Annotated in this window: 22 protein-coding genes; 12 read left to right on the forward strand and 10 right to left on the reverse strand. The window is 46.6% G+C overall.

Features of this window, described 5'->3' with window-relative positions:
* Positions 1 to 76: 76 nt before the first annotated feature.
* Positions 77 to 2086 carry a S9 family peptidase gene (locus MKZ12_RS05605; RefSeq protein ID WP_339259219.1) on the reverse strand — a complete coding sequence of 670 codons (2010 nt, stop codon included), beginning with the start codon at positions 2084 to 2086 and terminating at the stop codon, positions 77 to 79.
* Between the two features lie 395 nt (positions 2087 to 2481).
* Between MKZ12_RS05605 and MKZ12_RS05610 the strand changes: the two genes are divergently transcribed.
* The 6 genes from MKZ12_RS05610 to MKZ12_RS05635 all read left to right on the forward strand — a co-directional run bounded on the left by MKZ12_RS05610 (position 2482) and on the right by MKZ12_RS05635 (position 6845).
* Positions 2482 to 3039, forward strand: coding sequence for an STM3941 family protein (locus MKZ12_RS05610; RefSeq protein WP_339259221.1), 558 nt, complete (start codon positions 2482 to 2484; stop codon positions 3037 to 3039).
* A gap of 44 nt (positions 3040 to 3083) precedes the next feature.
* Positions 3084 to 3950 carry an aldo/keto reductase gene (locus MKZ12_RS05615; protein ID WP_339259223.1) on the forward strand — a complete coding sequence of 289 codons (867 nt, stop codon included), beginning with the start codon at positions 3084 to 3086 and terminating at the stop codon, positions 3948 to 3950.
* A 220-nt stretch (positions 3951 to 4170) separates the two neighbouring features.
* Positions 4171 to 4557 (forward strand): GntR family transcriptional regulator, encoded by a 387-nt coding sequence (locus tag MKZ12_RS05620; RefSeq protein WP_076331852.1) that lies wholly within the window; start codon positions 4171 to 4173, stop codon positions 4555 to 4557.
* Positions 4550 to 5248, forward strand: coding sequence for an ABC transporter ATP-binding protein (locus tag MKZ12_RS05625; RefSeq protein WP_339259224.1), 699 nt, complete (start codon positions 4550 to 4552; stop codon positions 5246 to 5248). Before MKZ12_RS05620 ends, MKZ12_RS05625 begins: the two co-directional genes overlap by 8 nt.
* Positions 5245 to 5985, forward strand: a complete 741-nt coding sequence (locus MKZ12_RS05630; RefSeq protein WP_339259226.1) for a hypothetical protein — start codon at positions 5245 to 5247, stop codon at positions 5983 to 5985. The genes MKZ12_RS05625 and MKZ12_RS05630 overlap by 4 nt, the downstream gene beginning before the upstream one ends.
* 359 nt (positions 5986 to 6344) lie before the next feature.
* Positions 6345 to 6845 carry a hypothetical protein gene (locus MKZ12_RS05635; protein WP_339259227.1) on the forward strand — a complete coding sequence of 167 codons (501 nt, stop codon included), beginning with the start codon at positions 6345 to 6347 and terminating at the stop codon, positions 6843 to 6845.
* Positions 6846 to 6949: 104 nt separating this feature from the next.
* On the opposite strand, the gene MKZ12_RS05640 is transcribed toward MKZ12_RS05635, so the two are convergent.
* Positions 6950 to 7834, reverse strand: a complete 885-nt coding sequence (locus MKZ12_RS05640) for a WYL domain-containing protein (RefSeq protein WP_339259228.1) — start codon at positions 7832 to 7834, stop codon at positions 6950 to 6952.
* The gene (locus MKZ12_RS05645; RefSeq protein WP_339259230.1) at positions 7782 to 9137 is read right to left on the reverse strand and encodes a WYL domain-containing protein; all 1356 of its coding nucleotides are present in this window, start codon (positions 9135 to 9137) and stop codon (positions 7782 to 7784) included. The genes MKZ12_RS05640 and MKZ12_RS05645 overlap by 53 nt, the downstream gene beginning before the upstream one ends.
* A gap of 458 nt (positions 9138 to 9595) precedes the next feature.
* Here MKZ12_RS05645 and MKZ12_RS05650 point away from each other — a divergent pair, with 458 nt between their 5' ends.
* Entirely contained in the window at positions 9596 to 11089 is a 1494-nt protein-coding gene (locus MKZ12_RS05650; protein WP_339259232.1) for a TROVE domain-containing protein, read from the forward strand.
* A 25-nt stretch (positions 11090 to 11114) separates the two neighbouring features.
* Positions 11115 to 11918 (forward strand): nucleotidyltransferase domain-containing protein, encoded by an 804-nt coding sequence (locus MKZ12_RS05655; RefSeq protein WP_339259234.1) that lies wholly within the window; start codon positions 11115 to 11117, stop codon positions 11916 to 11918.
* A 158-nt stretch (positions 11919 to 12076) separates the two neighbouring features.
* On the opposite strand, the gene MKZ12_RS05660 is transcribed toward MKZ12_RS05655, so the two are convergent.
* On the reverse strand, positions 12077 to 12469 hold the full coding sequence (locus MKZ12_RS05660) for a RidA family protein (protein ID WP_339259235.1): 393 nt from the start codon (positions 12467 to 12469) through the stop codon (positions 12077 to 12079).
* A gap of 277 nt (positions 12470 to 12746) precedes the next feature.
* Here MKZ12_RS05660 and MKZ12_RS05665 point away from each other — a divergent pair, with 277 nt between their 5' ends.
* Positions 12747 to 12998 (forward strand): hypothetical protein, encoded by a 252-nt coding sequence (locus tag MKZ12_RS05665; protein ID WP_339259237.1) that lies wholly within the window; start codon positions 12747 to 12749, stop codon positions 12996 to 12998.
* A gap of 124 nt (positions 12999 to 13122) precedes the next feature.
* On the opposite strand, the gene MKZ12_RS05670 is transcribed toward MKZ12_RS05665, so the two are convergent.
* From MKZ12_RS05670 to MKZ12_RS05690, 5 genes are all read right to left on the reverse strand, one after another.
* Positions 13123 to 13959 carry a hypothetical protein gene (locus MKZ12_RS05670; protein ID WP_339259239.1) on the reverse strand — a complete coding sequence of 279 codons (837 nt, stop codon included), beginning with the start codon at positions 13957 to 13959 and terminating at the stop codon, positions 13123 to 13125.
* Positions 13960 to 14017: 58 nt separating this feature from the next.
* Positions 14018 to 14476 carry a hypothetical protein gene (locus tag MKZ12_RS05675; protein WP_339259241.1) on the reverse strand — a complete coding sequence of 153 codons (459 nt, stop codon included), beginning with the start codon at positions 14474 to 14476 and terminating at the stop codon, positions 14018 to 14020.
* A gap of 16 nt (positions 14477 to 14492) precedes the next feature.
* Positions 14493 to 14693 (reverse strand): hypothetical protein, encoded by a 201-nt coding sequence (locus MKZ12_RS05680; RefSeq protein WP_339259243.1) that lies wholly within the window; start codon positions 14691 to 14693, stop codon positions 14493 to 14495.
* Positions 14694 to 14763: 70 nt separating this feature from the next.
* Positions 14764 to 15561 (reverse strand): WXG100 family type VII secretion target, encoded by a 798-nt coding sequence (locus MKZ12_RS05685; RefSeq protein ID WP_339259245.1) that lies wholly within the window; start codon positions 15559 to 15561, stop codon positions 14764 to 14766.
* A gap of 305 nt (positions 15562 to 15866) precedes the next feature.
* Positions 15867 to 16787, reverse strand: a complete 921-nt coding sequence (locus tag MKZ12_RS05690; RefSeq protein WP_339242935.1) for an AEC family transporter — start codon at positions 16785 to 16787, stop codon at positions 15867 to 15869.
* 120 nt (positions 16788 to 16907) lie between these two features.
* Here MKZ12_RS05690 and MKZ12_RS05695 point away from each other — a divergent pair, with 120 nt between their 5' ends.
* From MKZ12_RS05695 to MKZ12_RS05705, 3 genes are all read left to right on the forward strand, one after another.
* Positions 16908 to 17423: a mismatch-specific DNA-glycosylase gene (locus MKZ12_RS05695; RefSeq protein WP_339259246.1), complete on the forward strand. Its 516-nt coding sequence runs from the start codon at positions 16908 to 16910 to the stop codon at positions 17421 to 17423.
* 226 nt (positions 17424 to 17649) lie between these two features.
* Positions 17650 to 18225 carry a sigma-70 family RNA polymerase sigma factor gene (locus MKZ12_RS05700; protein WP_339259248.1) on the forward strand — a complete coding sequence of 192 codons (576 nt, stop codon included), beginning with the start codon at positions 17650 to 17652 and terminating at the stop codon, positions 18223 to 18225.
* Positions 18203 to 19822: a hypothetical protein gene (locus MKZ12_RS05705; RefSeq protein ID WP_339259250.1), complete on the forward strand. Its 1620-nt coding sequence runs from the start codon at positions 18203 to 18205 to the stop codon at positions 19820 to 19822. The genes MKZ12_RS05700 and MKZ12_RS05705 overlap by 23 nt, the downstream gene beginning before the upstream one ends.
* A 231-nt stretch (positions 19823 to 20053) precedes the next feature.
* Here the strand turns inward: MKZ12_RS05705 and MKZ12_RS05710 are convergent, their stop codons facing one another.
* Positions 20054 to 21115 carry a LacI family DNA-binding transcriptional regulator gene (locus tag MKZ12_RS05710; protein WP_339259252.1) on the reverse strand — a complete coding sequence of 354 codons (1062 nt, stop codon included), beginning with the start codon at positions 21113 to 21115 and terminating at the stop codon, positions 20054 to 20056.
* Positions 21116 to 21190 lie beyond the last annotated feature (75 nt).

The raw sequence follows: 21190 nt of genomic DNA on the forward strand, positions 1-21190 counted from the left end.
GAAATCGAAACAGATTTCTGCGGGCGGCTTTTATGTTTAATTCATATCTGGTTCTATGCATGGAACTGACAGTCCGTTACAGGTACTCGTTAAACCAACCGGCAATATGCTCCAGACGGCGTACCCTCAAGTGGGGATGACCTCCTCGAGACAATTCGTGGTTGGCCCCTGGGAAACGAACGAGACGAGTCGTTTGCTTGCGGCGTTTCAACGCAATGAATAATTGCTCGGCCTGTTCAATCGGACACCGCAGATCCTGTTCACCATGCAAAATGAGCAGCGGAGTACTTACGTTGCCGACATAAGCGAGCGGGGAATGTTTCCACAGTTTTTCCGTGTCATCCCACGCGTTGCCGCCAATCTGATCTTCCGTGAAGAAATAGCCAATGTCACTGACGCCGTAGAAAGATAACCAGTTGGAGATGGAACGTTGAGTAACAGCAGCCTTAAAGCGATCGGTGTGCCCAACAATCCAATTGGTCATGAAGCCACCATAACTGCCACCGGTTACGCCCAGTCTGGACTCATCGATAAACTCATACTGGGACAGGGCATAATCTACGCTTTCCATAAGATCGCGATAGTCGCCACCGCCGTAATCGCCACGACAGGCATCTACAAACTGCTGCCCGTATCCGAGCCCTCCGCGTGGATTGATGTATATAACAGCGTAGCCTTGTGCGGTGAGAATCTGAAATTCGTGCATAAAAGTAAAACCATACATCATGTGCGGGCCGCCATGAATCTCAAGAATGGTCGGGATTTTGACCCCGTCGACCATGCCACGAGGTTTCATGATCCACCCTTGCAGCCGCAGGCCATCCGAGGAATTGAACCAGAAGGTCTCTGGTGCACTAAGATGGATCTCATCCTCAAGCTGTGGATTGCTGCGGGTGAGCTGAATTGGTGCTACACCGGAATCTTCTGGCTGTTCATATATATAGAGGTCACCAGGACTTCGCGTATCGGCAACAGCGGCAACGATCTGTCCGTTTTCCAATTCGGCAAATTGATAAATCTCCCGTTCGTCAGGCAATATATACTCGGCACTGCTGCCGTCTCGTGCGAATTTGGCGATGCGTACACTACCGTGAATGGTTGCCAGACAGAAGATGGATGAACCATCCCGACTGAATACAGGTCCCGTGGTTGTCAGATGTGATCGCATGTCACCAACAATGCTGTGATTCAGCTGTACGTCCCAATCCGTGCTTAGACATACAGGTTCACCACCTGATATAGGAAGGGTATATAGCTTCGTAAGCGTGGCATTTCCATAAGAACGGTCACTGGCGAGCAGGGCCAGGGATTGTCCATCGGGTGCAAATGTCAGTCGGCTGAATGTATATCCTTCCGGGGTCAACTGCTGCACATCCGAACCGTCTGCCTTGGCAAGGTATACATGATTGGTCAGGGTGTAATCGTTGTGTTCCTCACCTGCTTCGGGCATCTGTGCAATCCATGCGATGGATGTTCCGTCCGGGGACCAAATGTAGTCTCCAACGTCATAGTGACCCGTAGTTACAGGAATGGCTTCCGCATCAATGGGTGCAAGAGCAAAGAGATGGGATCGTTTTCCGTCCCACAATCCGCCCGCATCCGATTTCATGCGAATTCGGTCCACAACATGTTCTTGCGGCAGTTTATGGTCATCGTCGTTAGAATCGGTACGTTTTGATTCGTCTTCTCCGCTTATATCCACGGATGATTTCACAAGTAGGGTATGGCCATCGGGTGACCAGAGCAAGGAGCTGACACCATGTTTCAGGTGACTGATCTGCTGTGCTTCTCCGCCATCTGTTGCGATAATCCACACCTGGGGTTTCCCATCAACCTCTCGTAAAAAGGCAAGCTGGGATCCATCCGGTGACCAGGCAGGGGAATGATCCTTCTCTCCAGAGGTAAAGGGCCTGTCCTTCTGACTCCCCAGATGCAGCAGTCTCAGGTGAGAACAATAACCGTCACGTGCTTCATTCGTTTTCCGGCTTACATATACCAGTTGTCCGCCTTGAGGAGACGGAGTTGGATCGTTAACCCATGTAATCTGATAAAGATCTTCCGATGTTATGCCGCGCTGACTCATCATTGTTTGTCCTCCCACCATGAATTAGAATTGGCTATTTTCCTAACCTTTCCATTTATATTAACGGAAAGCAAGGGACAGGACAATATGACCAAGGATGGGAGGGGAGACTTTTATAACAGCGATCGGAAGGTTGTTCTGTCATCGGAGTGGCAAGTGCAAACATTCTTTAGTTCAATTCATATAGGTGTGTTAAAAGGAATTGCTCGAAAGATGACGAATCCTAATGTTGAATAACCGCAGAAATGACGAAAAATGGTCTTAATTCAATGTTTAACATTGGTGAATTTGGTTTAATGTACAATGCAATTCCTGTTCTACATTTAAGTACTTGGTTTATAGCCATTCGTTTATATAGAACGCGTAAGATTCAGTCGTAATGAAGGAGGAACGTCACGTTGAGCACATCCAATGAACAGCATATAGAATATCCAAACCGGAAACGAATGGCGTGGCTTACGGCGGGGGCGGCACTTTTTGTGGCAGCCGGATTTTTTTTGATTTTTGATCGTTCTTCAGTTACGAATGATTCCATCCTCTCGGGGGTGATTGGAATACTATCCATTTTGTTTTTTGGGCTATGTTTTTGCTACAGTCTGGTAAAGATGATTAAGAAGGAACCTTCTTTTGTGATCAATGAGGATGGGTTTGTAGATGCATCTTCTTATACCGCAGGAGGGGCAGTGGTCTGGAAAGACGTTGAGAATATTTTTATGTATGAATTGATGGGACAGAAAATGATCGGGGTTAAATTGCGGGACGAGAAAGCCTTTCTGGATCGTCAGAATGGGATGAAACGCAAATTGATGACGGTCAACAGCAATATGGTCGATGCGACCATCAGCGTTGCCCAGAGTAGCCTTACCATGCCACTGGATCAGTTGTATATCCTGATGATGAGGCACTGGAGACATGTAAGTGATGGCATGATTTATGATTCGTATAGTCATCGTTAGAGAGGTCACAATGTCCATAAAGTCTTCAGAATGGAGGAATATAGATGATGCATGGTGATCAGACACGCACGATTCTGCTTCCAGATGGAACTGTCCTGCCCGCGATCGGACAAGGCACGTGGTACATGGGAGAGAAGCAATCCAGCCAGGAAGAAGAAGTACGGGCATTGCGTTCCGGTATTGAACTGGGAATGACCGTGATTGATACGGCAGAGATGTATGCAGAGGGTGGGGCAGAAGTTGTTACGGGAAAGGCTATCTCAGGCCTTCGTGATGAAGTCTTTCTCGTATCGAAAGTGTATCCCCATCATGCAGATCGCAAGCAGATGATCACGGCCTGTGAGCGCTCTCTCAAGCGATTGGGAACAGATCGTCTGGATCTGTATTTGCTCCACTGGCGTGGAGGCGTACCGCTCGAAGAGACGGTTAAGGCTTTGGAACAATTGAAACAGTCCGGTAAAATTCTGCGATGGGGTGTCTCGAATCTGGACACAAGGGATATGCAGGAATTATGGAGTTTGCCAGAGGGTTCTCAGTGCATGGTGAATCAGGTACTGTACAATGCAACTTCGCGTGGTACTGAACATGATTTGCTCCCCTGGATGCGGGAACGTAGCGTTCCTGTTATGGCATATTGTCCACTGGCTCAGGGGGGCAGACTTCGGAGTGAATTGTTGGAGCATCCGGTCATTCAGGAGATTGCGCAGGATCGAGGAGTTACGACTTCTCAGATCGCATTAGCCTGGGTGATCCGGGACGGGGATGTGCTGGCGATTCCCAAGGCGGTACAGCTGAATCATGTGGCAGACAATGCAGCAGCAGTGAATATCGTTTTGACACAAGAGGAGCAGACCCGATTGGATGAGGCTTTCCCTGCACCTAAAGGCAAGGTACCTTTAGACATCGTGTAGATGGTATCTTTGAACGATAAGTATGTGAGTAAGGTGAAAATACGAATATTGAGCGATGCAGGGCAGATCTATACGATCTGCTCTTTTTTGTATGTGCACAGAAATCGGAAGCATGTCCATCAACGAAGCGATTATATATTTTTACAAATGGGCTTTACAACACTATATTACTAGTGTACTATGTAACTAACACACCAGTACAGAGAGGAGCGAGTGCTTTGTGACTATGGAATTTGATAACAACTTACCAATATATCTGCAGATTATGCAGTACATCAAGAGACAGATTGTAACCGGGACACTTCAGGCAGGTGACAAAATCCCTTCGGTTCGTGAACTGGCGGCTGAATTACAGATCAATCCCAATACAGTACAACGGACATTTCAGGAACTGGAGCGAGAAGAAGTGGTCGAAACCAAACGGGGCTTGGGCAGATACGTGACAAGTGAGGAGCGGAAGATTATGACGATCAAAAAAGAGATGGCCAGTGAGTTGCTGGAACGCTTTCTAACCGGAATGCAGGAACTGGGGATTGAAGAGCAGGATATTTTATCCATCGTAGCCGATGCCGTTGCGGAAGGAAAGGGAGGAACAACGCATGAGTAACATCCTTGAACTGAACCAGATTAACAAGACTTATGGCAATAAGAGAGCGCTCAGTAATATTACATTGGATATTGCTCCTGGCCGAATTGTTGGCCTGCTGGGTAGTAATGGCAGTGGAAAAAGCACACTCATGAAACTGGTTGCAGGTTTGCTGCATCCTACCAGCGGAACGATTCAAGTGACAGGTAAGCCTGTTGGGCTGGATACGAAGTCATTGGTTTCATTTATGCCGGATCGCCCATTAACCGAGAAGTGGATGAGAGTGCGGGATGCGATTGCGTACTACCGCGATTTCTATGCTGATTTTGACGAGGAGAAGGCACGGGAGATGCTCGATTTCATGAACCTTGTCGAGAGTGATCGGGTTCGGCATCTATCCAAAGGGATGAATGAACGACTGCAACTAACACTGGCGCTATCCCGTAAGGCTCGTCTATATCTGCTGGATGAACCGATTGGCGGAGTAGATCCGGTTGCGCGTGGCAAGATTCTGGATGCGATCGTCAAATTCTATGATGAAGACAGCAGTCTGATCATCTCCACACATCTGGTGAATGATATCGAACGGATTTTTGATGAAGTGGTCTTCATTCGTGAAGGTCAACTGGTGATGCGGGAAGAAGTGGAAACGCTTCGTCTGAAATATGGGAAAAGTGTGGATGAGATGTTCAAGGAGGTCTATGCGGAATGATGACATTATTGAAGTATGACTTTAGAAGGAACTGGAATACACTGCTGGCGGGGCTCGTTATTTTGATTATTGCGCAAGTGGCGCTATCCCTTTTCATGTCTGAGGTCACAGGGGTTGTGCTTGGCATTATGGGTTATGTTGGAGTAGGTGTGGCTATTTATGTGAAAATGATCAAAACATACACGTCCAATATCCGCTCTTATAATCGCCGTCTTTTACCCGTAACAGGCCTATCGCATGTGTTGTCTCCTTTGATCTTTGGAGCTCTTTGCGGGCTGGGATTAGTCATTATATTTACGACCCATGCCTACATTTATATTTCAATGAAGCTCAGAATGAACATGGCTACCCATATTGATCTTTCGGGTCTGCATGTATCGGATTATGTTAGTTTGTTACTGTTTATCGCATGGGTTATCGTATTCATGACCGTGATCATCTTCCTTTCGATCTCGATTGCAGGCAGCTTCCGTTGGAGAACCGGACCATGGATCGGAATCGTTGCATTCTTGGTCCTCGTTAATCTGATTGGCTGGTTGGAGAATATGATTATGACAGGACGCTTCAGTCCAAATGAGATGTTCCGTTACACCGAAAATAGTACAGGGATTTCAATCACAGCCAATGGCGTATTATGGTCGGATGGCATGTGGGGAAGCACTATATTCGAAGTGATCGTAGCGATCATTCTGGTGTGGGCTACCATTTACCTGAACAACAAAAAAGTTGAAGTCTAAGGACCGCGCTATAAGCAGGTTAGAATAAAACGACACGGGCGACGAGAGTTGCTCGTTTTGTCATACCGAGATTTCACTTTTTGAATCGCATCCCAATGAATACACGTAATTCTATATAAATAGAACTAGACATTTACACAAAACGGAGAGGACAGAAAGGACCTGAAGAAGCGGAGCGTTCTCCTTTATCACCGGATTTCCCCTCATAGAAGGAATCAAAAAAATCTGGGGATAACAGCGATCGGAAGGTTGTTCTGGCATCGGAGTGTACAGTGTAAATATTCTTTAGCGTATTCATTGGTTGCTAAACCCGGTTAAAGAGAACGAAAGGGGCCATGTAAGGGAAAGGAGAACGTAATATGGAGCTATACTTCAGGGATAATTTTTTTAATGCGGGTTACACCGAAATTATGAATTCGAATCAGGAACAGGCCGGACATCTGGATTTGAAAAGTGTTTTTGGCTCTTCGCTCGATGTATCCGATCACTCGGGATTGGTCTGTAGCGGCAAATTCCGCATGTTAACCAATCGTTGGGATATCACTGCAGCCGATGGGAGACATCTGGGCGTATTGCGAGCGAGGTTTAGTTTCTTCAGCAAAAAGTATGAGTATGATGCAGGATCGCGCGGTATATACGATGTGTCTGCTCCCGCATTTTCGCAGGAATATGATATCAGTGGAAGTGGTGGACGCATCGTGGCAAGTTTCCGTCGCACCAGCGGCTGGTTTAGTTCAGGGGCATTTGTATTGGTTAACCAGTCTGAACAACTGGACACCTATGAATTAATTGCAGTCGTCATGGGTGTGCATGCGATCAACAAGAGACGAAATTCAGCTGCCAGCAGTGGCGGAACCTAGTTTAGGCTCATGAACAGTAAAAAGGTCTGGATGAGATCATCCAGACCTTTTTCATATGGGTTTATTTTTGGGCAAAAAATTAGGGTTAATCCCCTCTTACGAAATCAATGACCATCGGCTTTTGCAAGCGGTTTTTCCTCATGTTGGCGGTGCTGAGCTTCATTGGAGTGTTCGGCATGGTTATCAGGCTCTTTTTCCGCATAACGGGCCAATGCCTTCGCAGCAGTCTCGGACATTCGCTCTCGCAACATTGGATGGTCAGCGATTCGAACCCGTTTGCCGAGAAAACGCATTTTGGATAAAACATAATCCATCTCATTTCGCGGGATGGTCAGCTCAATCCGATATGTCTGCTTGGCTTCCGTGTACTCGACCTGTTTCTCGAAGCAGGAGAAAGCATAGAGGATTCGGGACAGCTCCTGATTGAACTCTGGCAACACTTCGATGGTGATCGTCGTTTTGCGCTTCTCCGTAATTGCAGCAATTCGGGCAGTGTAGCCAGAAGCGGTATCCGGGTCAACCGGTTGGGCTTCCACGGCAACGATGCTGTGCAGCTTGGTGGACATGAGCATGTCGATGCGAGGCGCGTACCAGAGCACGTACCATTCTTTTTTGACCATGGAATACTCCAGTTTATACGGGAAACCAAATTCATCATGGCTTGTGCGTCCATTGCGGACGCGGCCTGTCATTCGAAATCCCTGATGATGCAGAATGATTAGCCGTAACGGTCTAAGTAGTGGATGAGAGACACTGTTTTCCTCACTTTTGGCTTTTTCGGTCAGATAGTCCTGAAGATTCAGATCCTGCTCACCGTTCAGCATGTTGTGCATTTTATCCAATGTTACAGCGCTCAGGGCTTCTCTTGCGGCAGGGTGATTCAGCATCATGCGAAGCCAGGCCCGTTCCTGTGAGGTCCAGGTGAACAGTCCGGTTTCATTCAGTCGGGTCATCATCTGGTAATTGAACATCTTCTCGAACAGGTTCATAATATTCGGCAATCTCCTTCCATTCCTGGATCATCTCCTGGCGTAGCCTCTGCGGTTCAATAATTTCGCAGCTTGAGCCAAAACTCCGCAACCACGGTTTGATCTCGGTGGTACCGTTAACCTGGATTTCGTAGAGAAAGGAATGGTCCGTTTCGGGTATGATCTTGCCCCATTGACCTTGAAGACGAACCCGATCCAGAATGAAATTGCGCTGACCACGTCCCGGGTGGAAAAAGCGAGCTTGAACCGTCACGGTATTCCCTGTGTCTACGAGCCAACTGTAGCGACTGATGTCAGTCCACTGCTGCTTCAACTCGAGCATGTATTCCTCTTCGACTGAATCCTCTTCCTCCAGTTGGGTTATGCCTTCCATGCGGAATTTCACGAAGCCACGGCGGCCCTGAAATCCAATGACATACCAACGACCATACTGATGGTCATAGACCACTTCAAGGGGCACGATCCGGTTGGATCGACCACCTGCTTCTCGTTCAAAGCGTGGATTCGTATTCTGTGAACTGTAGCTGGATGGTTTTTTCGGTGAATAGTATAGGAACTGCACACGCTTGCGCTGACGAATCGCACTAAGCAGCGTGTAGAGATGAGCTTCGTCCAGGATACGAGAATAATAGTGATACTTGTAGATATAGGGTTCGGTGGCTTCTTCTTGCGGAAAACTTGCGGTAATGGCTTTCTTCAGACTGTCCCGCAATAAGTACCCCTGTACGGAAGGAACCTGGGTATTTGCCATTATATCCACAAAATCATACAACTCCAGCTGTTCCTCCACGGTTAATTCGGTAAGGACATCTTGCTCCAAAGCATAGCGATACGGTCTGCCACCCGGCTCTTTTCGAATAACGCCAACCTCTTCCAGATATTTCAGATCAGAGCGAATGGTTTTCTCGTCAGGTAACGCCAGATCTTCCGGCAGATCAGCACAGCAGGCGTCCAGCAGTTCCATTGCGGTCAGGGCTGTGTTCTGTAGGGTATGCAAAAGGACGGAAAGGCGCTGAACTTCAGTCTCTTTCATCGACTTGGCGCGGAAGAGGAAGAGCAGCATGGGCTCTGCGGATTCTCCGTACTGGAAGCGCACGAGGTCTGCCATTTCCCGGCTTGCTTCGGCACCTAAACGTTGATCAGTGACGGTCTGCATGATTTCTTTTAACCTGCGATTGGTTTTATCAAAGGTATGTACGGATATGCCAAGCCGCTCGGCGTACTGTTTGCGGGTATATGCACCACTGGTCAGGGTTAACATGCGTAAGAACTGAATTTCTTTGTCAAAACTCTCTTTAGCCATAAGTATTCACTCCTTGGTGGCCTGGAGTCAGGCGGATATAATGGACGACGATGTTGGCAGAACAATTCTGCGGTATAGGAACATTCTTGAACTTCCCATTGGCGATATCCCTTTATTGTAGCAGGAAGAGTGTCAGGTTTCATTTAAACTTATGAAGGTTGACTCCATCGCAGAAATTCAGTCGTCGTCATACTTTCGCCATGTTCGCGTGCAGATGTGTGAGGCATAATGAGGTTGTGAAGCGGGGCAGCAACAAGCACTGTGGATCAAGGTTCCGAGGCGCCAGGGAGGGTTACTTCGACTGTTAATCGACCAGGTCGTTGGTTCGAATCCAATCGCCGCCGTCCATGGCGGTGTAGCTCAGCGGTAGAGCGGGTATTATACCTTCCCACCTTTTTCCTCGGAACATTTTATTATGAAAGAACAGTAATTAGACTCGCACCAGGAGGTCATGAGGGATGAGCAGAGCGAAACAATTATTTAATCAACCTCAGCCAACGACACGTAATCATGGAGGCTACGGAGCCTATGAGCGATTGGTGGAGGAACAATATATACAGATGTTGATGACGAATACATTGAACAATACGTTCTATGCCGATACCCAGCAACTGATGGACGACGCGATGGTCAGTCATCAGGAGATGGCTGCGGTCGATGCAGGGTATATGGCGCGGGCACTGGTCTATGCTCGTAATGAAGGTTTGATGCGATTACAGCCTATATATGGGCTAGCACTATTGTCCAAAGTGGACGCGGATCAGTTTGCAAAGGTGTTCTCCCAAGTCGTACAGACACCGGCTGACTTGGCTGATTTTCTGACCATTCTGAGAGGAATGGGTCGAGGGCAGGGCGGTCGAGCAGTGAAGCGTCAGGTGAGTCTCTTTTTGAACGGGATCAGTGAATACTGGGCGATCAAATACAACGGACGCGGGCGAGGATACAGTCTGGGTGATATGATCGCTACAGCACACCCCAAACCGATAGATATGAAGCAGCAAGCCTTGTTTCGTTATTTGCGCGGGCATGAGGTGGATCTTACGGAACTGCCACAGTTGCAAGCGCTGGAAGAACTGAAAGCTACGCCCAACCCCGCAAGCCGGATGCATCTGATCGAGAAAGGTAAACTTCCGTACTCGGTGGTCACCTCGATCATGCAACCGACACGCACGGTGTGGGAGGCGTTAATGTCACAAATGCCGACCTTTGCGTTGCTGCGTCATCTGAACGCAATGGATCGGGCAGGGGTTTTTGAGAAATCGAAAAATATCGAATTTGTTACACGTCGTCTAACGGATGTGGAGGCCCTACGTAAGTCACGAATACTGCCTTTCCGATTCGCCAGTGCGTATGAAATGATTGCGAGGGAAGAGCTGCGGGATGCTTTGCAGCAAGCGGTGGAGCTATCCATTGGCAACCTGCCAACGCTGCCGGGAAGAACGGCTATTTTCCTGGATCGTTCCGGTTCCATGCAAGGGGATTATTTACGCATTGGTTCGGTGCTGGCGTTGGCACTTTATAAACAAACGAGAGGTAACGCACTGTTCTGGTTATTCGACCATTTGGTTGAGGATGCTCGGCCGCAGATGAATGAAAGCATTCTTTCTCAAGCTCACCAGATTCGCGCACAAGGTGGAACAGATACAGGTCGACCCGTGCGGGAACTTCGGGATATCGGAGAGAAAGTGGATCAGATCATTATGATCACCGATGAACAGCAGAATGAAGGCAGTCCGTTATATGCCGAGCTTGAGCGATATCGTCGGATGATGAATCCAGAGTTGAAGACATTTATTGTGGATATTGCACCTTATCAGCAGGCACTGGTACCACCGCGGGATGGCAGAACCTTTTACATCTACGGCTGGAGTGAGACGGTATTGACGTATATTGCTGAGACTGTGGCCGGATATGATACACTCGCGGACCGGGTGAGAGCGATAGATATTTAATGTGGGAATTTGGAGGAGACTGATCATGACCTATGTTCATGAAGAAATGAAAGATACGATCAGAGAACAGCTGAGGCAGATTGAACAGGAGGAGAAGGTACGAATCATCTATGCCTGTGAATCAGGCAGCCGGGCGTGGGGGTTTCCTTCACAGGATAGTGATTATGATGTGCGTTTTCTGTATGTGAGACCGCTGGAATGGTACTTGTCGATTGAGGATCGAAGGGATGTTATTGAACGCCCGATCAGTGATCAGCTCGATATCAATGGTTGGGATCTGCGCAAGGCGTTGAAGCTGTTTCGCAAATCAAATCCGCCCCTGTTGGAGTGGTTGCAATCCCCCATCCAGTATGATGAACAATCCAACGTGGCACAGCATATCCGTACACTTTCACCGTTGACCTTCTCGCCCAAGTCCTGCATGTATCATTATCTGAATATGGCGAAGGGCAATTTCCGGGATTATTTACAAGGTGAGCATGTGAAGATCAAAAAGTATTTCTATGTGCTGCGTCCCTTACTCGCTTGTGGGTGGATCGAACGTTATGATGCGATGCCACCGATGGCATTCGAAGAGCTGGTGCAAGAACTTATACCTGCGAATACACCGCTGTATATGGAGATTCATGAATTGCTACGCCGTAAAAAGGCGGGCGAGGAACTGGATCTGGAGCCGCAGTTGCCGGCAATACAGACTTTTTTGGCGGAGAAGATCGAGCATTTTGAACAACTGGCCGGACAGATGGAGAATGAGCAAATCATTCAATTGGAAGAATTGGATCGGATTTTTCGTTTGGCATTGCAAGAGGTGTGGGGTGAAGGGGAATAAGAGAGAGAAAGTGAAAGAATAAAAATAAGAAATCATACAGAAGCAGGTTGGGATCTAATCCTAACCTGCTTCTTCTATTGTAGTTATACATGCATTTATTTTGAGGCGATTCTCATCGCACGTCGTATCTTGAGCAGGGACGTATGAGGTGAGCCGGATCAGTTGGTATGTGCAACCGCACGAATCTCAACCAGTTGATGAGGGAAGGCCAGCCCCGATGTCCCAACCATTGTGACAGCTGGACGATGCGTACCAATGTACTCTTTGTACACGGCAACACATGGCTCAAGATGCTCTTGAGGATGAACCAAGAAAATCTCCAGTTCAGCAATGTTCGACTTGGTCACGTTGAATCCTGCGAGTACGCGATCCAGGTTATCCAGTGTCTGGCGAACCTGTGCTTCAATATCATCCACACCAATGAACGTCCCCTGCATATCATGCGAAAATTGCCCTGCAATGTAGATCATACCGTTAACGCTGTATCCCTGAGCCACGCTGAATGCTTCTTCCCACGGTACACCGTGGCTATAAATTTGAGTTGTAGTCATATGTTTTTCTCCTTTGTAATTCAAGATATGCCCTAGTATAAACGGAGAAAAACAACTTGGGCAGTACGCACTTTCATGACAGTGACTATCCAAAAGGATAGTATTAACACGGTGTTTTGTGAGCCTTACGACTCATTTTGGGAAATCTTTATATCAGGATATTTAATTTAGATATAACTAACTTAAGTCCTATATCCTTCCCCTAGAATCTGGGTAATAATTAGAGTAGGCAAGTGATTGATGGAATCTCATAACGTAACGATAGGGGGTAACCTGTATGGCATCCGTAATTCTGCTGGTGAAACAGACGGAGGACGAGGAGAAGGTTATTTATCGATTCGGACCGAATGAGCGTAAGATGGGGCTCATTGAGATGAATAAGATCAAGGAAAGTGTGAGAGAACTGGAACCTGTCCAAGTGGATGGGGTGAGTCCAAGCTTTTTCTTTAACCGAGCCGCGCAGCGACTGGTACGATGTTTATTCAGGGAAGGCGGCAAATTCCCAGAACGAACGACGTTTGAATCATAGTCCTATGGCAGGCTGCATGACAAGTAGGCTGAGCAGGCAGTGAGAGTTCATGGGTTAAATAATGGAAGAAGTCCAAGAGACCAAAGGTAGTGGCTCTTGGACTTTTTTTGCGTGAGCTGCACATTTAAGTATGGGAGACAGGGACCGCGAAACGATCGATCCATTCTCGCAATTGTTTACGAAAGGAAGAATTGGTATGCTGGTCAATCTCGATGTTAGAATTATTTTCACTGGTGGAATCTCTGCTAGTCATGCTCCAGATACCTTGTTCGGTATGAAGCAGCAGGAGAGCTTGATCGGGCAGAGGAATTACATCTTCGGCATAATTAATGATACTGAGGTTATCCACACTACATCCAGAGGTTTCAAAAGAGTTATGCCATACCTTCAATAACTCGCGTGTTTCTAGAGGTAGCTCCCAATCCTCCATGAATTTATCTAACAGCATATGGTTTTCCTCGTTCGTCAGGATAGCCCATTGTTCCTCTGTTATCGTGAACTGAGTAGGTTGATCAATGAAAGGTGTGTGTTGCCCTATGTAAAATTGGAACAATTCCTCTTCCCATTCCTCAGGTTCTGTCCAGGTGAACAAATGCACACGTTGATCCACTGCCAAATGATAGAGGTATGTATCGTTGTTATCCGTACTTTTGTGAATGGTTAATACCTTTTCTTGTTCAAGGCTGTCTGAGTATGCTCTAATCATGCTGTGGCTTTGGGTAAAATGCATAAGCATCTTCAGGAACTCCGGCTCGATCTCTATCTTGGTATCTTCCATATGCAAGATGAGCCCCTTGGATAAAAGACCGTGAGAGGCAGCTCTTAGAACGAGTTCCCAGTGTTGTTCAGATAACTCGCCATACATCGGTTTTAGGAGACCGGCTGCAATGTCCTCCGCGCCAAGTGTGGCCAGCGCAAATCCGAATTCTTCAATGGATAAGGTGACAAGTGGTTTATTCATGAACTTAACCGCCTACTTTCCATGTAGATTGATAGATATAGGTTGCTTTTTTAGAAGGTCATTTGTGCTCATTCCAGGTTTTCCGAAGTAATTTAAGAATATCGTTTTCCTGATGTTTCAGTAGACTATACGTATATACTTTATAGCTCTTTCCATCAACCATTTTGAATAAGTAATAGGATGGAGTAGGTTGAATCCATTTGTTTAGTCCCGGTGCTACGAAATCAATGGTGCGTATATCCTTCCAAGATATCTGTATTCCTGTATTTGTCTTAATACCAGACAGATCGAAGGAAAATAAGATGTTTGTTCCAAATACTCTCGTGATGTTCCAGATAAACAGACGTCCCACAAACCAAAAGCTTAAGAATGCCGCACTAGTAAAGTACAAGGTTTGAAGAACGCTATTGTCACCATAGATAACATCTCCAATCAAGACAAGGCCAGCAATGATAAAAAGAGCAGATATCAACGTATGACGAATTGCATATTTGCGTTGGTATGTAACGAGCTGCATGGATACCTCCTAAGTGTTACTTGAAGAGTTTACTAACCCATCGAATTCCTTTTTCAGCCGCTGATGCTATATGTTTTCCTGCGTAACTACCTATAGCTCCACCTACATAAGCTCCAACTGCTGTTCCTGCAGGCCCGGCAAACGATAATAGGGTCCCGCCAACAATAGCCCCCGCTCCTGCAGAGGCAGACTTGATCACGATATTCGATGTGGACACGGCGAGATCTGTTTTGGTTAATGTTCCTTCCTTATACTTGGAAACCGTTTTAACCCCTTCATCCCAAACATTAAGTCCTACGTTGATAGGGAACAGTTTTTTTGCTTATCATTGTAGGTATTTTGGAAATCTTCATACCGTATTGACCTTTATTCACACCAGCAATAACATTGCGGGTCCATTGACCGAAGCTGTTGGCTTTGTTGAAACCAAGCCCGATATCACCTACTTTTAATTTACCTGCAAGTCGATCGAAACCCTTCAATCCTTTCATGACCAGACCCGGGCTGCGGAATTGTTTATCCAGTTTCCGTGCCATGTTACTCAGAAAGGAATTCCCCTTTCCCTTCACCCAAGGAGCATTATGGATTTTGGCACGGCTGGAGTTCCGGGGATCTACTTTGAAATGAACCGTTTTGGAGAGTACCATGGATGTAGCCATAGCAGAATATAGTCCTGTTCCAATCAGGCCTACATTTCCATGAATCCCATTCATTTTATTCCAAGACTTACTTCCTTGATCATATATATCCGATAGCGTCGTTTTTACATCTTTCCCAGAAGTGGATTGGCTTGAACTGGTCTGTACACCATGCTCTTGAGATTGATCCGCTTGTGAGAAACGAGTTGCGATGGTATGTAGTTCCGTGCCGATCGCAGAGACTGAGCTAGAAAATCTCTCCATTTGCCGATGAGCCACCTGAAAGTTCTGAAAGAAACGCTCCTGTGTGATTCCTGACCACTGGTCCTGTAACGTACTTATATGTCTGCTTAAATTGTTAATCATGCTACGACTATGTTCCGAAGCTTGAGCAAATTGGTTGGAAATTGCATGAAGCTGCTCAGGCGTTACAATAATCCTGGTCACGACATTCACCTCGTGGAAGATAAAATTAAGAATTTCTACAGATTATGTATAGATCAAAAATGAAATGCTGTGAAATATTTACCCACTAATTTTAAAGGTCGAAACGTTTATTCGCAACGGATAATAAGCAATTGACGCGCAAAACAGTCCTTTGGTCGGGTTAAATATGTGCTCTTCGTAATACTTTGTTCCTGCAAATGGGACGAACAGTATAAACAAAGAAGCCCACAACCTTTTATAAGGGCGTGGACTTGTAAATTTTATTTTGGTCTTAACGGAGGGATATACGTATGAACAATCCTGTTCTAGAACGTTTTGGCATAAGAGATCAGTGCGGTAATCGTGATGATGTTCAAGAGCGTTGAGATCAGCACCGTCTGGGCTGCAAAATCAGGTTCGTTATCGTATTCTTCCGCCAGGATGGATGCGTTGACACCTGTAGGCATACCCGAAGCGATGATGAGAGCCTGTGCAGCAATGCCTTCCAACCCTAACATGAGCACAATCGAAATCCCGATCGCGGGGCCGATCAGGAGTCGCAAAAATGTGCTAATATACACATCAAGACGGTACAGCCGGATGGGGTATTTTACAATCTGCGCCCCTAGTGTCAGTAACGCTACGGCAACCATACTTTGCTGCGCATAGGTCAGTGGCATGGACAGAAACGTCGGCAAGGGAAGCTTCCACATGTGAAACAGAATCCCCAGCAAGAGCGCATAAGGAACGGGCATTTTAAGAAATCCAATAATCACCGCACGGTAATTACCCTTGAGCTTCGCGCCCTGAATGGACAACACGCCATAGGTGAATGTCAGTAATGCCTGTAAAGACATGACCAGCGCCTGAATGGAAGAGGCGAGTGGATCGCCGCGGAATACCAGTGCATTGATAGGCAGTCCATAGTTGCCTGCGTTATCCAGCATAATACTGTTGTTGAAGGCAGCCTTCATGCCTTTATTCATCCGGAGAGAACGGGAAACGACTGAACCTATAATATAGAGAATCAATACATAGATTGCGTAAAATAATGTCACAGTCCCGAGCAATTCGCCCGACATATCCGAGTGATACATGCTCATAAAGACGGCTGCGGGGGTAATACAATAGAAATTGATTTTGGCGAGGGTGTACAAGTCCAGCTTGAACACCTTTTGCATCCAGGATCCGACGGCGATCAGGAGAAAAACGGGTAGGACGACTTCAAGCATGATGTCTGCAATCATTAGTTCAGCTTCCTTTTTCATGAAAATTTCATCCGATTTCGAAAATGCTTTGCTTATTATATCATTTTATACACAACCAAATGTGGGAATAGGCTAAAAAAGATCAGGAGGTGTTGCATCATGATTCCAGATCATCTGGATGTTGGTTTATCGATATTGTTTATTGGCTTCAATCCGAGCATTACGTCTGGAGAGACGGGGCATCATTATGCTTACAAAGGAAACCGGTTCTGGCGCATTCTTGAACGGTCGGGATTAACGCCGCGTTTATATGATGCACAAGAGGATGGAGAGTTGCTGAAGCTGGGATACGGATTCACCAATATCGTGGCCCGTCCCACCAGAGGTGTGGAAGATATTACGAAGGAAGAGTACGCAGAAGGACGCCAGATTTTGCGGCAAAAGCTGGAGGACTACCGGCCGGACATCGCCTGTTTTGTAGGAAAAGGGGTATACACCCAGTACAGCAAACGTTCCAAAGTGCAATGGGGATTTCAGGATGACCCGGTCGTCAAGGAAATTCAGGAATTCGTCGCTCCATCGTCCAGTGGACTCGTGCGCATGTCGATGGATGAGATTGTGGCGATCTATTCAGAGCTTGCTGATTTTGTTGCGGACAAGAACAGGGAAAGTTAAGGGGTAAGAAAGACAGGAGAGGTAAGATAGCAGCAGTAATAGGCTACTACGAAACCTATAGAGAATGTGCAGCGACAATCACAGAATGTTGGTACGCAGAGTTCACCCTGTCGGCTTCGCCGATGAGGGCGAATTCTTTTTTTTGGATAAAGTGAGAGGTTTCGGGAACGGCTTCCGTCTATATAGTACAGAACCATGCATGGAAGCTGTAGAGAAGGGGGATTACATGACTCAACAGATACCGGAGGAGGAGCTTATTGAGCGCATTATTGCAGGGGATAAGCAGTTGTTCTCTGTGCTAGTAGATCGATATAAAAATAAAGTCTACGGCATTATGCGCGGAATGGGTGCGAGTCATCCGGATGCACAGGATCTCGGTCAGGATACGTTTATTCGTATCTATCAATATCTTCCGTCGAGGCGGGAGGGAAGCAGTTTCTCGTCGTGGGTGTACACCATTGCAGTGAATCGGATGCGGGATTTTATACGGGAAAAGAAACCCGTCATGTCTCCAGTCGATCAGGGGATCGAACCTGTCAGTAACGAGACACCGGAGAAACGTGTGCTGCATAAGGAGATGCAGCGTGAAATATATCGACATCTCGAACAGTTGCCTGATTCGTATCGGCTGGTGTTATTACTGAAGTACACAAACGAGTTGAGCTATGAAGAGATTGCGGATGTAACGGGTTTGAGTTCAACCAAAGTGCGTAACGCCCTTTATCGCGGGAAAAAAACGCTGAGGAAGCAGATGGAACGCAAAGGAGGTTTAGCTACGTATGAAGCCTATTTCAAAGGATGAAGATCGGTTGTGGGAAGAGCATCTGTATCGAGAGGAGCCGGATGCGGATTTTACGCTTAAGCTCATGCAAAAACTGGATGGCGTGTCCATGGAAAGTGGCGAAGACGGAAGTCCATTCGTAAAAAAATCCATAAAAGCGCATTGGAAGCGCCGGACGGGGATCGCCGCCGCGGCAGTTGTAATACTTGCCGGAGGGGCCTGGTTTGCTTTTGACCGAACAGCAGAGCCAGCACAACCCGCGGTAAATGCTGTGGATCAGCGGCTTCCAGACATACCTGTACCAGAAGAGATAAGATCTGGTTATCTGACGGACGATTACAAACGTCTGAAACCACTTGATCTTGTAATTAACCCGAATATTCTAATTCTAGATCAGGGGTATACACTCAAGATTAGCGATGTCCTAGTGGATCGTTCACAAATTATTATTATAACAGAACAAAGCAATCCTGAAGGAAGCACAATACCGATTGTTTATCCGGAAATGGGAAGGATTCATATTACAGATGAAAAAGGGAACAGTGTTGCTTCCATGGCGGTGGATACGAGACTTAGCAGTTGGAAGTATCAAAGGTTTGTATTCCAACTGAATGATGATATTCCAGATCAGGTATTTGTACAGGGAGAACTAGGTTATTTAAAAATTCCTGATCATTATAATCTTGATACTGGAAAAATTACAGCAAGTAATACAACGGTGGATTGGAGCTTCCAATTCAAGATCGATATGACCAAAGCCAAATTAATGGCTGTTGAGGCTCCCATGAACAACACCTACACCACTCCTGAGGGCTTGAAACTGAATATGACACAGCTTGTACGCACGCCAAACGGGACACGTCTTGACATGAACATCACTCTGGACGATCAACTTCGTGCCAGTGTCGGAGAGAATTGGGCCGATGATATGGACTTCATGTATCATATCGAAATTCCCGAGACGAATGAGTATCGAATTTTTAACGAGAACAAACCCAATGCCCGTCAAGCCAAATTTCGGTTACGAGATATGAGTAAACTGAGTGAGAATAATGATGGTCAGATGAGGCTTTCTGAGACATGGGACCCCGCTTATGTCACGGTGGATGCGAAGAAGATTCGCTTTGTCCTCGATGGCTACACCATCCCGGTGTGGGAGGAGAAGTCCGTGGAAGTGGATTTGGAAAAAATGCGTAAGGATGCTGAGTTCTACACCTACGTACTACAGTTTGAACAATTTGGAGATGAAATTTTGTTTTCCAGATACAATTATTGGCCAGTGCAGCAATCATTAAAGCTACCTGAAAGAAACTTTGAAGGGGTTTCTTCTCTTGTTTTGGAGGGAGTGGGGACATTCCAAAATGATATTAATGGGGATCAATGGGTGGCTATAGACCGTGAAGGAAAGGAGTATCCCGTTGAAGTAATGGGAACTACGAATCAGCCTAACAAAAACGAAGAATACATCGTAGATGATCTCAGGTTGATTATCCATGGTTTTAAAAAAGAAAATGGAACGAAATTCACTTTGAAACGAACCGCAGTTAACCGAGAGGTCCGTGATGTAAATTGGGAAGTGGATCTTCCGTCGTACAGTAGCCTGCCTTGGCTGAAATGATCACTAGTACATTTCTCAGACATGAACTAAATTAAAGCTTCGAATGGATGTATAAGGATGGATCGACATATTTAAGTGTGGATGTATAGACATATAAGGATATAAGCCAAATATATAAAAAAAGGCCCTGCATAATGGTATGCGGGGCCTCTTTCGTATGCACCGGGCTTTACGGGGAAAGCAAGTACCTAACGAATTCATCTTCAGAAAAGAGTGGTTACCCGTTCTAAATTACGCCGATTCCCTTGGAATTAACGTAGTCGATAACATCACCGTTTCTTTCGGAGTTCCCGGGCGTTCGATCCGGCGTTGTAAAGCTTCAACCGCACGTTGTCCAAGCTCCTCTTTGCACAGATTAACCGTTGTCAGGGGTGGGGAGGAAGTCACCGCAGAATGTACATTGTCGATACCGATGACAAGGCAATCTTTCGGTGTGGAAATGCCCATCTCCTGTAATTGGTGCATCCACTGCAAGGCAATATCATCATTAACACCAATCCAGGCATCGGGACGTTCGTCATCTGGCATGTTTTGAATGTTAGTGGCTAACTGGTTAACCCATTCCCCGTTCTCATACGGAATATTCCATTCTCTGAAGCTGGTCGTATGACTGGTATCCACATGGAAATGATTCAAGGCCAACTCAATCCCGATCTTCCGCTGCGCGAAGCTTGCAGCACGACCATCATCTGTGATGAGTCCGATCCGTCGGCAATTCATAGACATTAGATATCTCGCAACAGTAATGCCAGCTTCCAGATTATCATGGCTGATCGTATCACAATTCAGCAGCGGCTCCTGATGATCTACGAGAATAATAGGCCGACCCGTCTGAGAGAGGCGTTGCAGAACCGTATGAGGAAAAGCACCCATGACAATAATTCCTGCACAACGTTCCCAGTCCAAATGAGGAGCAATAGCTTTTTCGGGAGAGGTGTTCTCGTCCGTCACTCCGAGTGAGGGAGATACAATGGCATGATGCCAACCACGTTCATTACAAGCGGAGATCATGCCTGACAGAACACGTTGCCAGTAGTGGGGTTCACCGCGGTTAAGCTGATTCATGCATATGAGAACGAACGGGGGATCGGAAGGGTCCGCATGGTTTGCGGCAGTAGAACTGTTAGTAGCCCCCGGCGTACTTTGGCGATATCCCAAAGCCCGGGCGAGTTCCAGTACCCGTGCACGTGTCGCTTCACTGACACCCGTCTTGCCACTGAGTGCGCGGGAGACGGCATATTTGGATAATCCGAGCTGGTCAGCCAGCGTCTGAATGGATACTTTGCGTGACATATCATTACTCCTTCGTATGTAAGCGAACTGCATAAATCCATTGAGATGACCTCTAATAATTGACGATCCTCTTCG

It is taken from the genome of Paenibacillus sp. FSL R5-0713 (assembly GCF_037973325.1).
Classification (GTDB): Bacteria; Bacillota; Bacilli; order Paenibacillales; family Paenibacillaceae; genus Paenibacillus.

Bases quoted from the DNA above. Each gene is read 5' to 3' on its own strand.
- MKZ12_RS05695 (WP_339259246.1), top strand. From the start codon at position 16,908: ATGATTCCAGATCATCTGGATGTTGGTTTATCGATATTGTTTATTGGC.
- MKZ12_RS05650 (WP_339259232.1), top strand. From the start codon at position 9,596: ATGAGCAGAGCGAAACAATTATTTAATCAACCTCAGCCAACGACACGT.
- MKZ12_RS05700 (WP_339259248.1), top strand. From the start codon at position 17,650: ATGACTCAACAGATACCGGAGGAGGAGCTTATTGAGCGCATTATTGCA.
- MKZ12_RS05705 (WP_339259250.1), top strand. From the start codon at position 18,203: ATGAAGCCTATTTCAAAGGATGAAGATCGGTTGTGGGAAGAGCATCTG.
- MKZ12_RS05690 (WP_339242935.1), bottom strand. From the start codon at position 16,787: ATGATTGCAGACATCATGCTTGAAGTCGTCCTACCCGTTTTTCTCCTG.
- MKZ12_RS05635 (WP_339259227.1), top strand. From the start codon at position 6,345: ATGGAGCTATACTTCAGGGATAATTTTTTTAATGCGGGTTACACCGAA.
- MKZ12_RS05640 (WP_339259228.1), bottom strand. From the start codon at position 7,834: ATGAACCTGTTCGAGAAGATGTTCAATTACCAGATGATGACCCGACTG.
- MKZ12_RS05625 (WP_339259224.1), top strand. From the start codon at position 4,550: ATGAGTAACATCCTTGAACTGAACCAGATTAACAAGACTTATGGCAAT.
- MKZ12_RS05605 (WP_339259219.1), bottom strand. From the start codon at position 2,086: ATGATGAGTCAGCGCGGCATAACATCGGAAGATCTTTATCAGATTACA.
- MKZ12_RS05660 (WP_339259235.1), bottom strand. From the start codon at position 12,469: ATGACTACAACTCAAATTTATAGCCACGGTGTACCGTGGGAAGAAGCA.
- MKZ12_RS05655 (WP_339259234.1), top strand. From the start codon at position 11,115: ATGACCTATGTTCATGAAGAAATGAAAGATACGATCAGAGAACAGCTG.
- MKZ12_RS05615 (WP_339259223.1), top strand. From the start codon at position 3,084: ATGATGCATGGTGATCAGACACGCACGATTCTGCTTCCAGATGGAACT.
- MKZ12_RS05645 (WP_339259230.1), bottom strand. From the start codon at position 9,137: ATGGCTAAAGAGAGTTTTGACAAAGAAATTCAGTTCTTACGCATGTTA.
- MKZ12_RS05630 (WP_339259226.1), top strand. From the start codon at position 5,245: ATGATGACATTATTGAAGTATGACTTTAGAAGGAACTGGAATACACTG.
- MKZ12_RS05710 (WP_339259252.1), bottom strand. From the start codon at position 21,115: ATGTCACGCAAAGTATCCATTCAGACGCTGGCTGACCAGCTCGGATTA.
- MKZ12_RS05675 (WP_339259241.1), bottom strand. From the start codon at position 14,476: ATGCAGCTCGTTACATACCAACGCAAATATGCAATTCGTCATACGTTG.
- MKZ12_RS05665 (WP_339259237.1), top strand. From the start codon at position 12,747: ATGGCATCCGTAATTCTGCTGGTGAAACAGACGGAGGACGAGGAGAAG.
- MKZ12_RS05670 (WP_339259239.1), bottom strand. From the start codon at position 13,959: ATGAATAAACCACTTGTCACCTTATCCATTGAAGAATTCGGATTTGCG.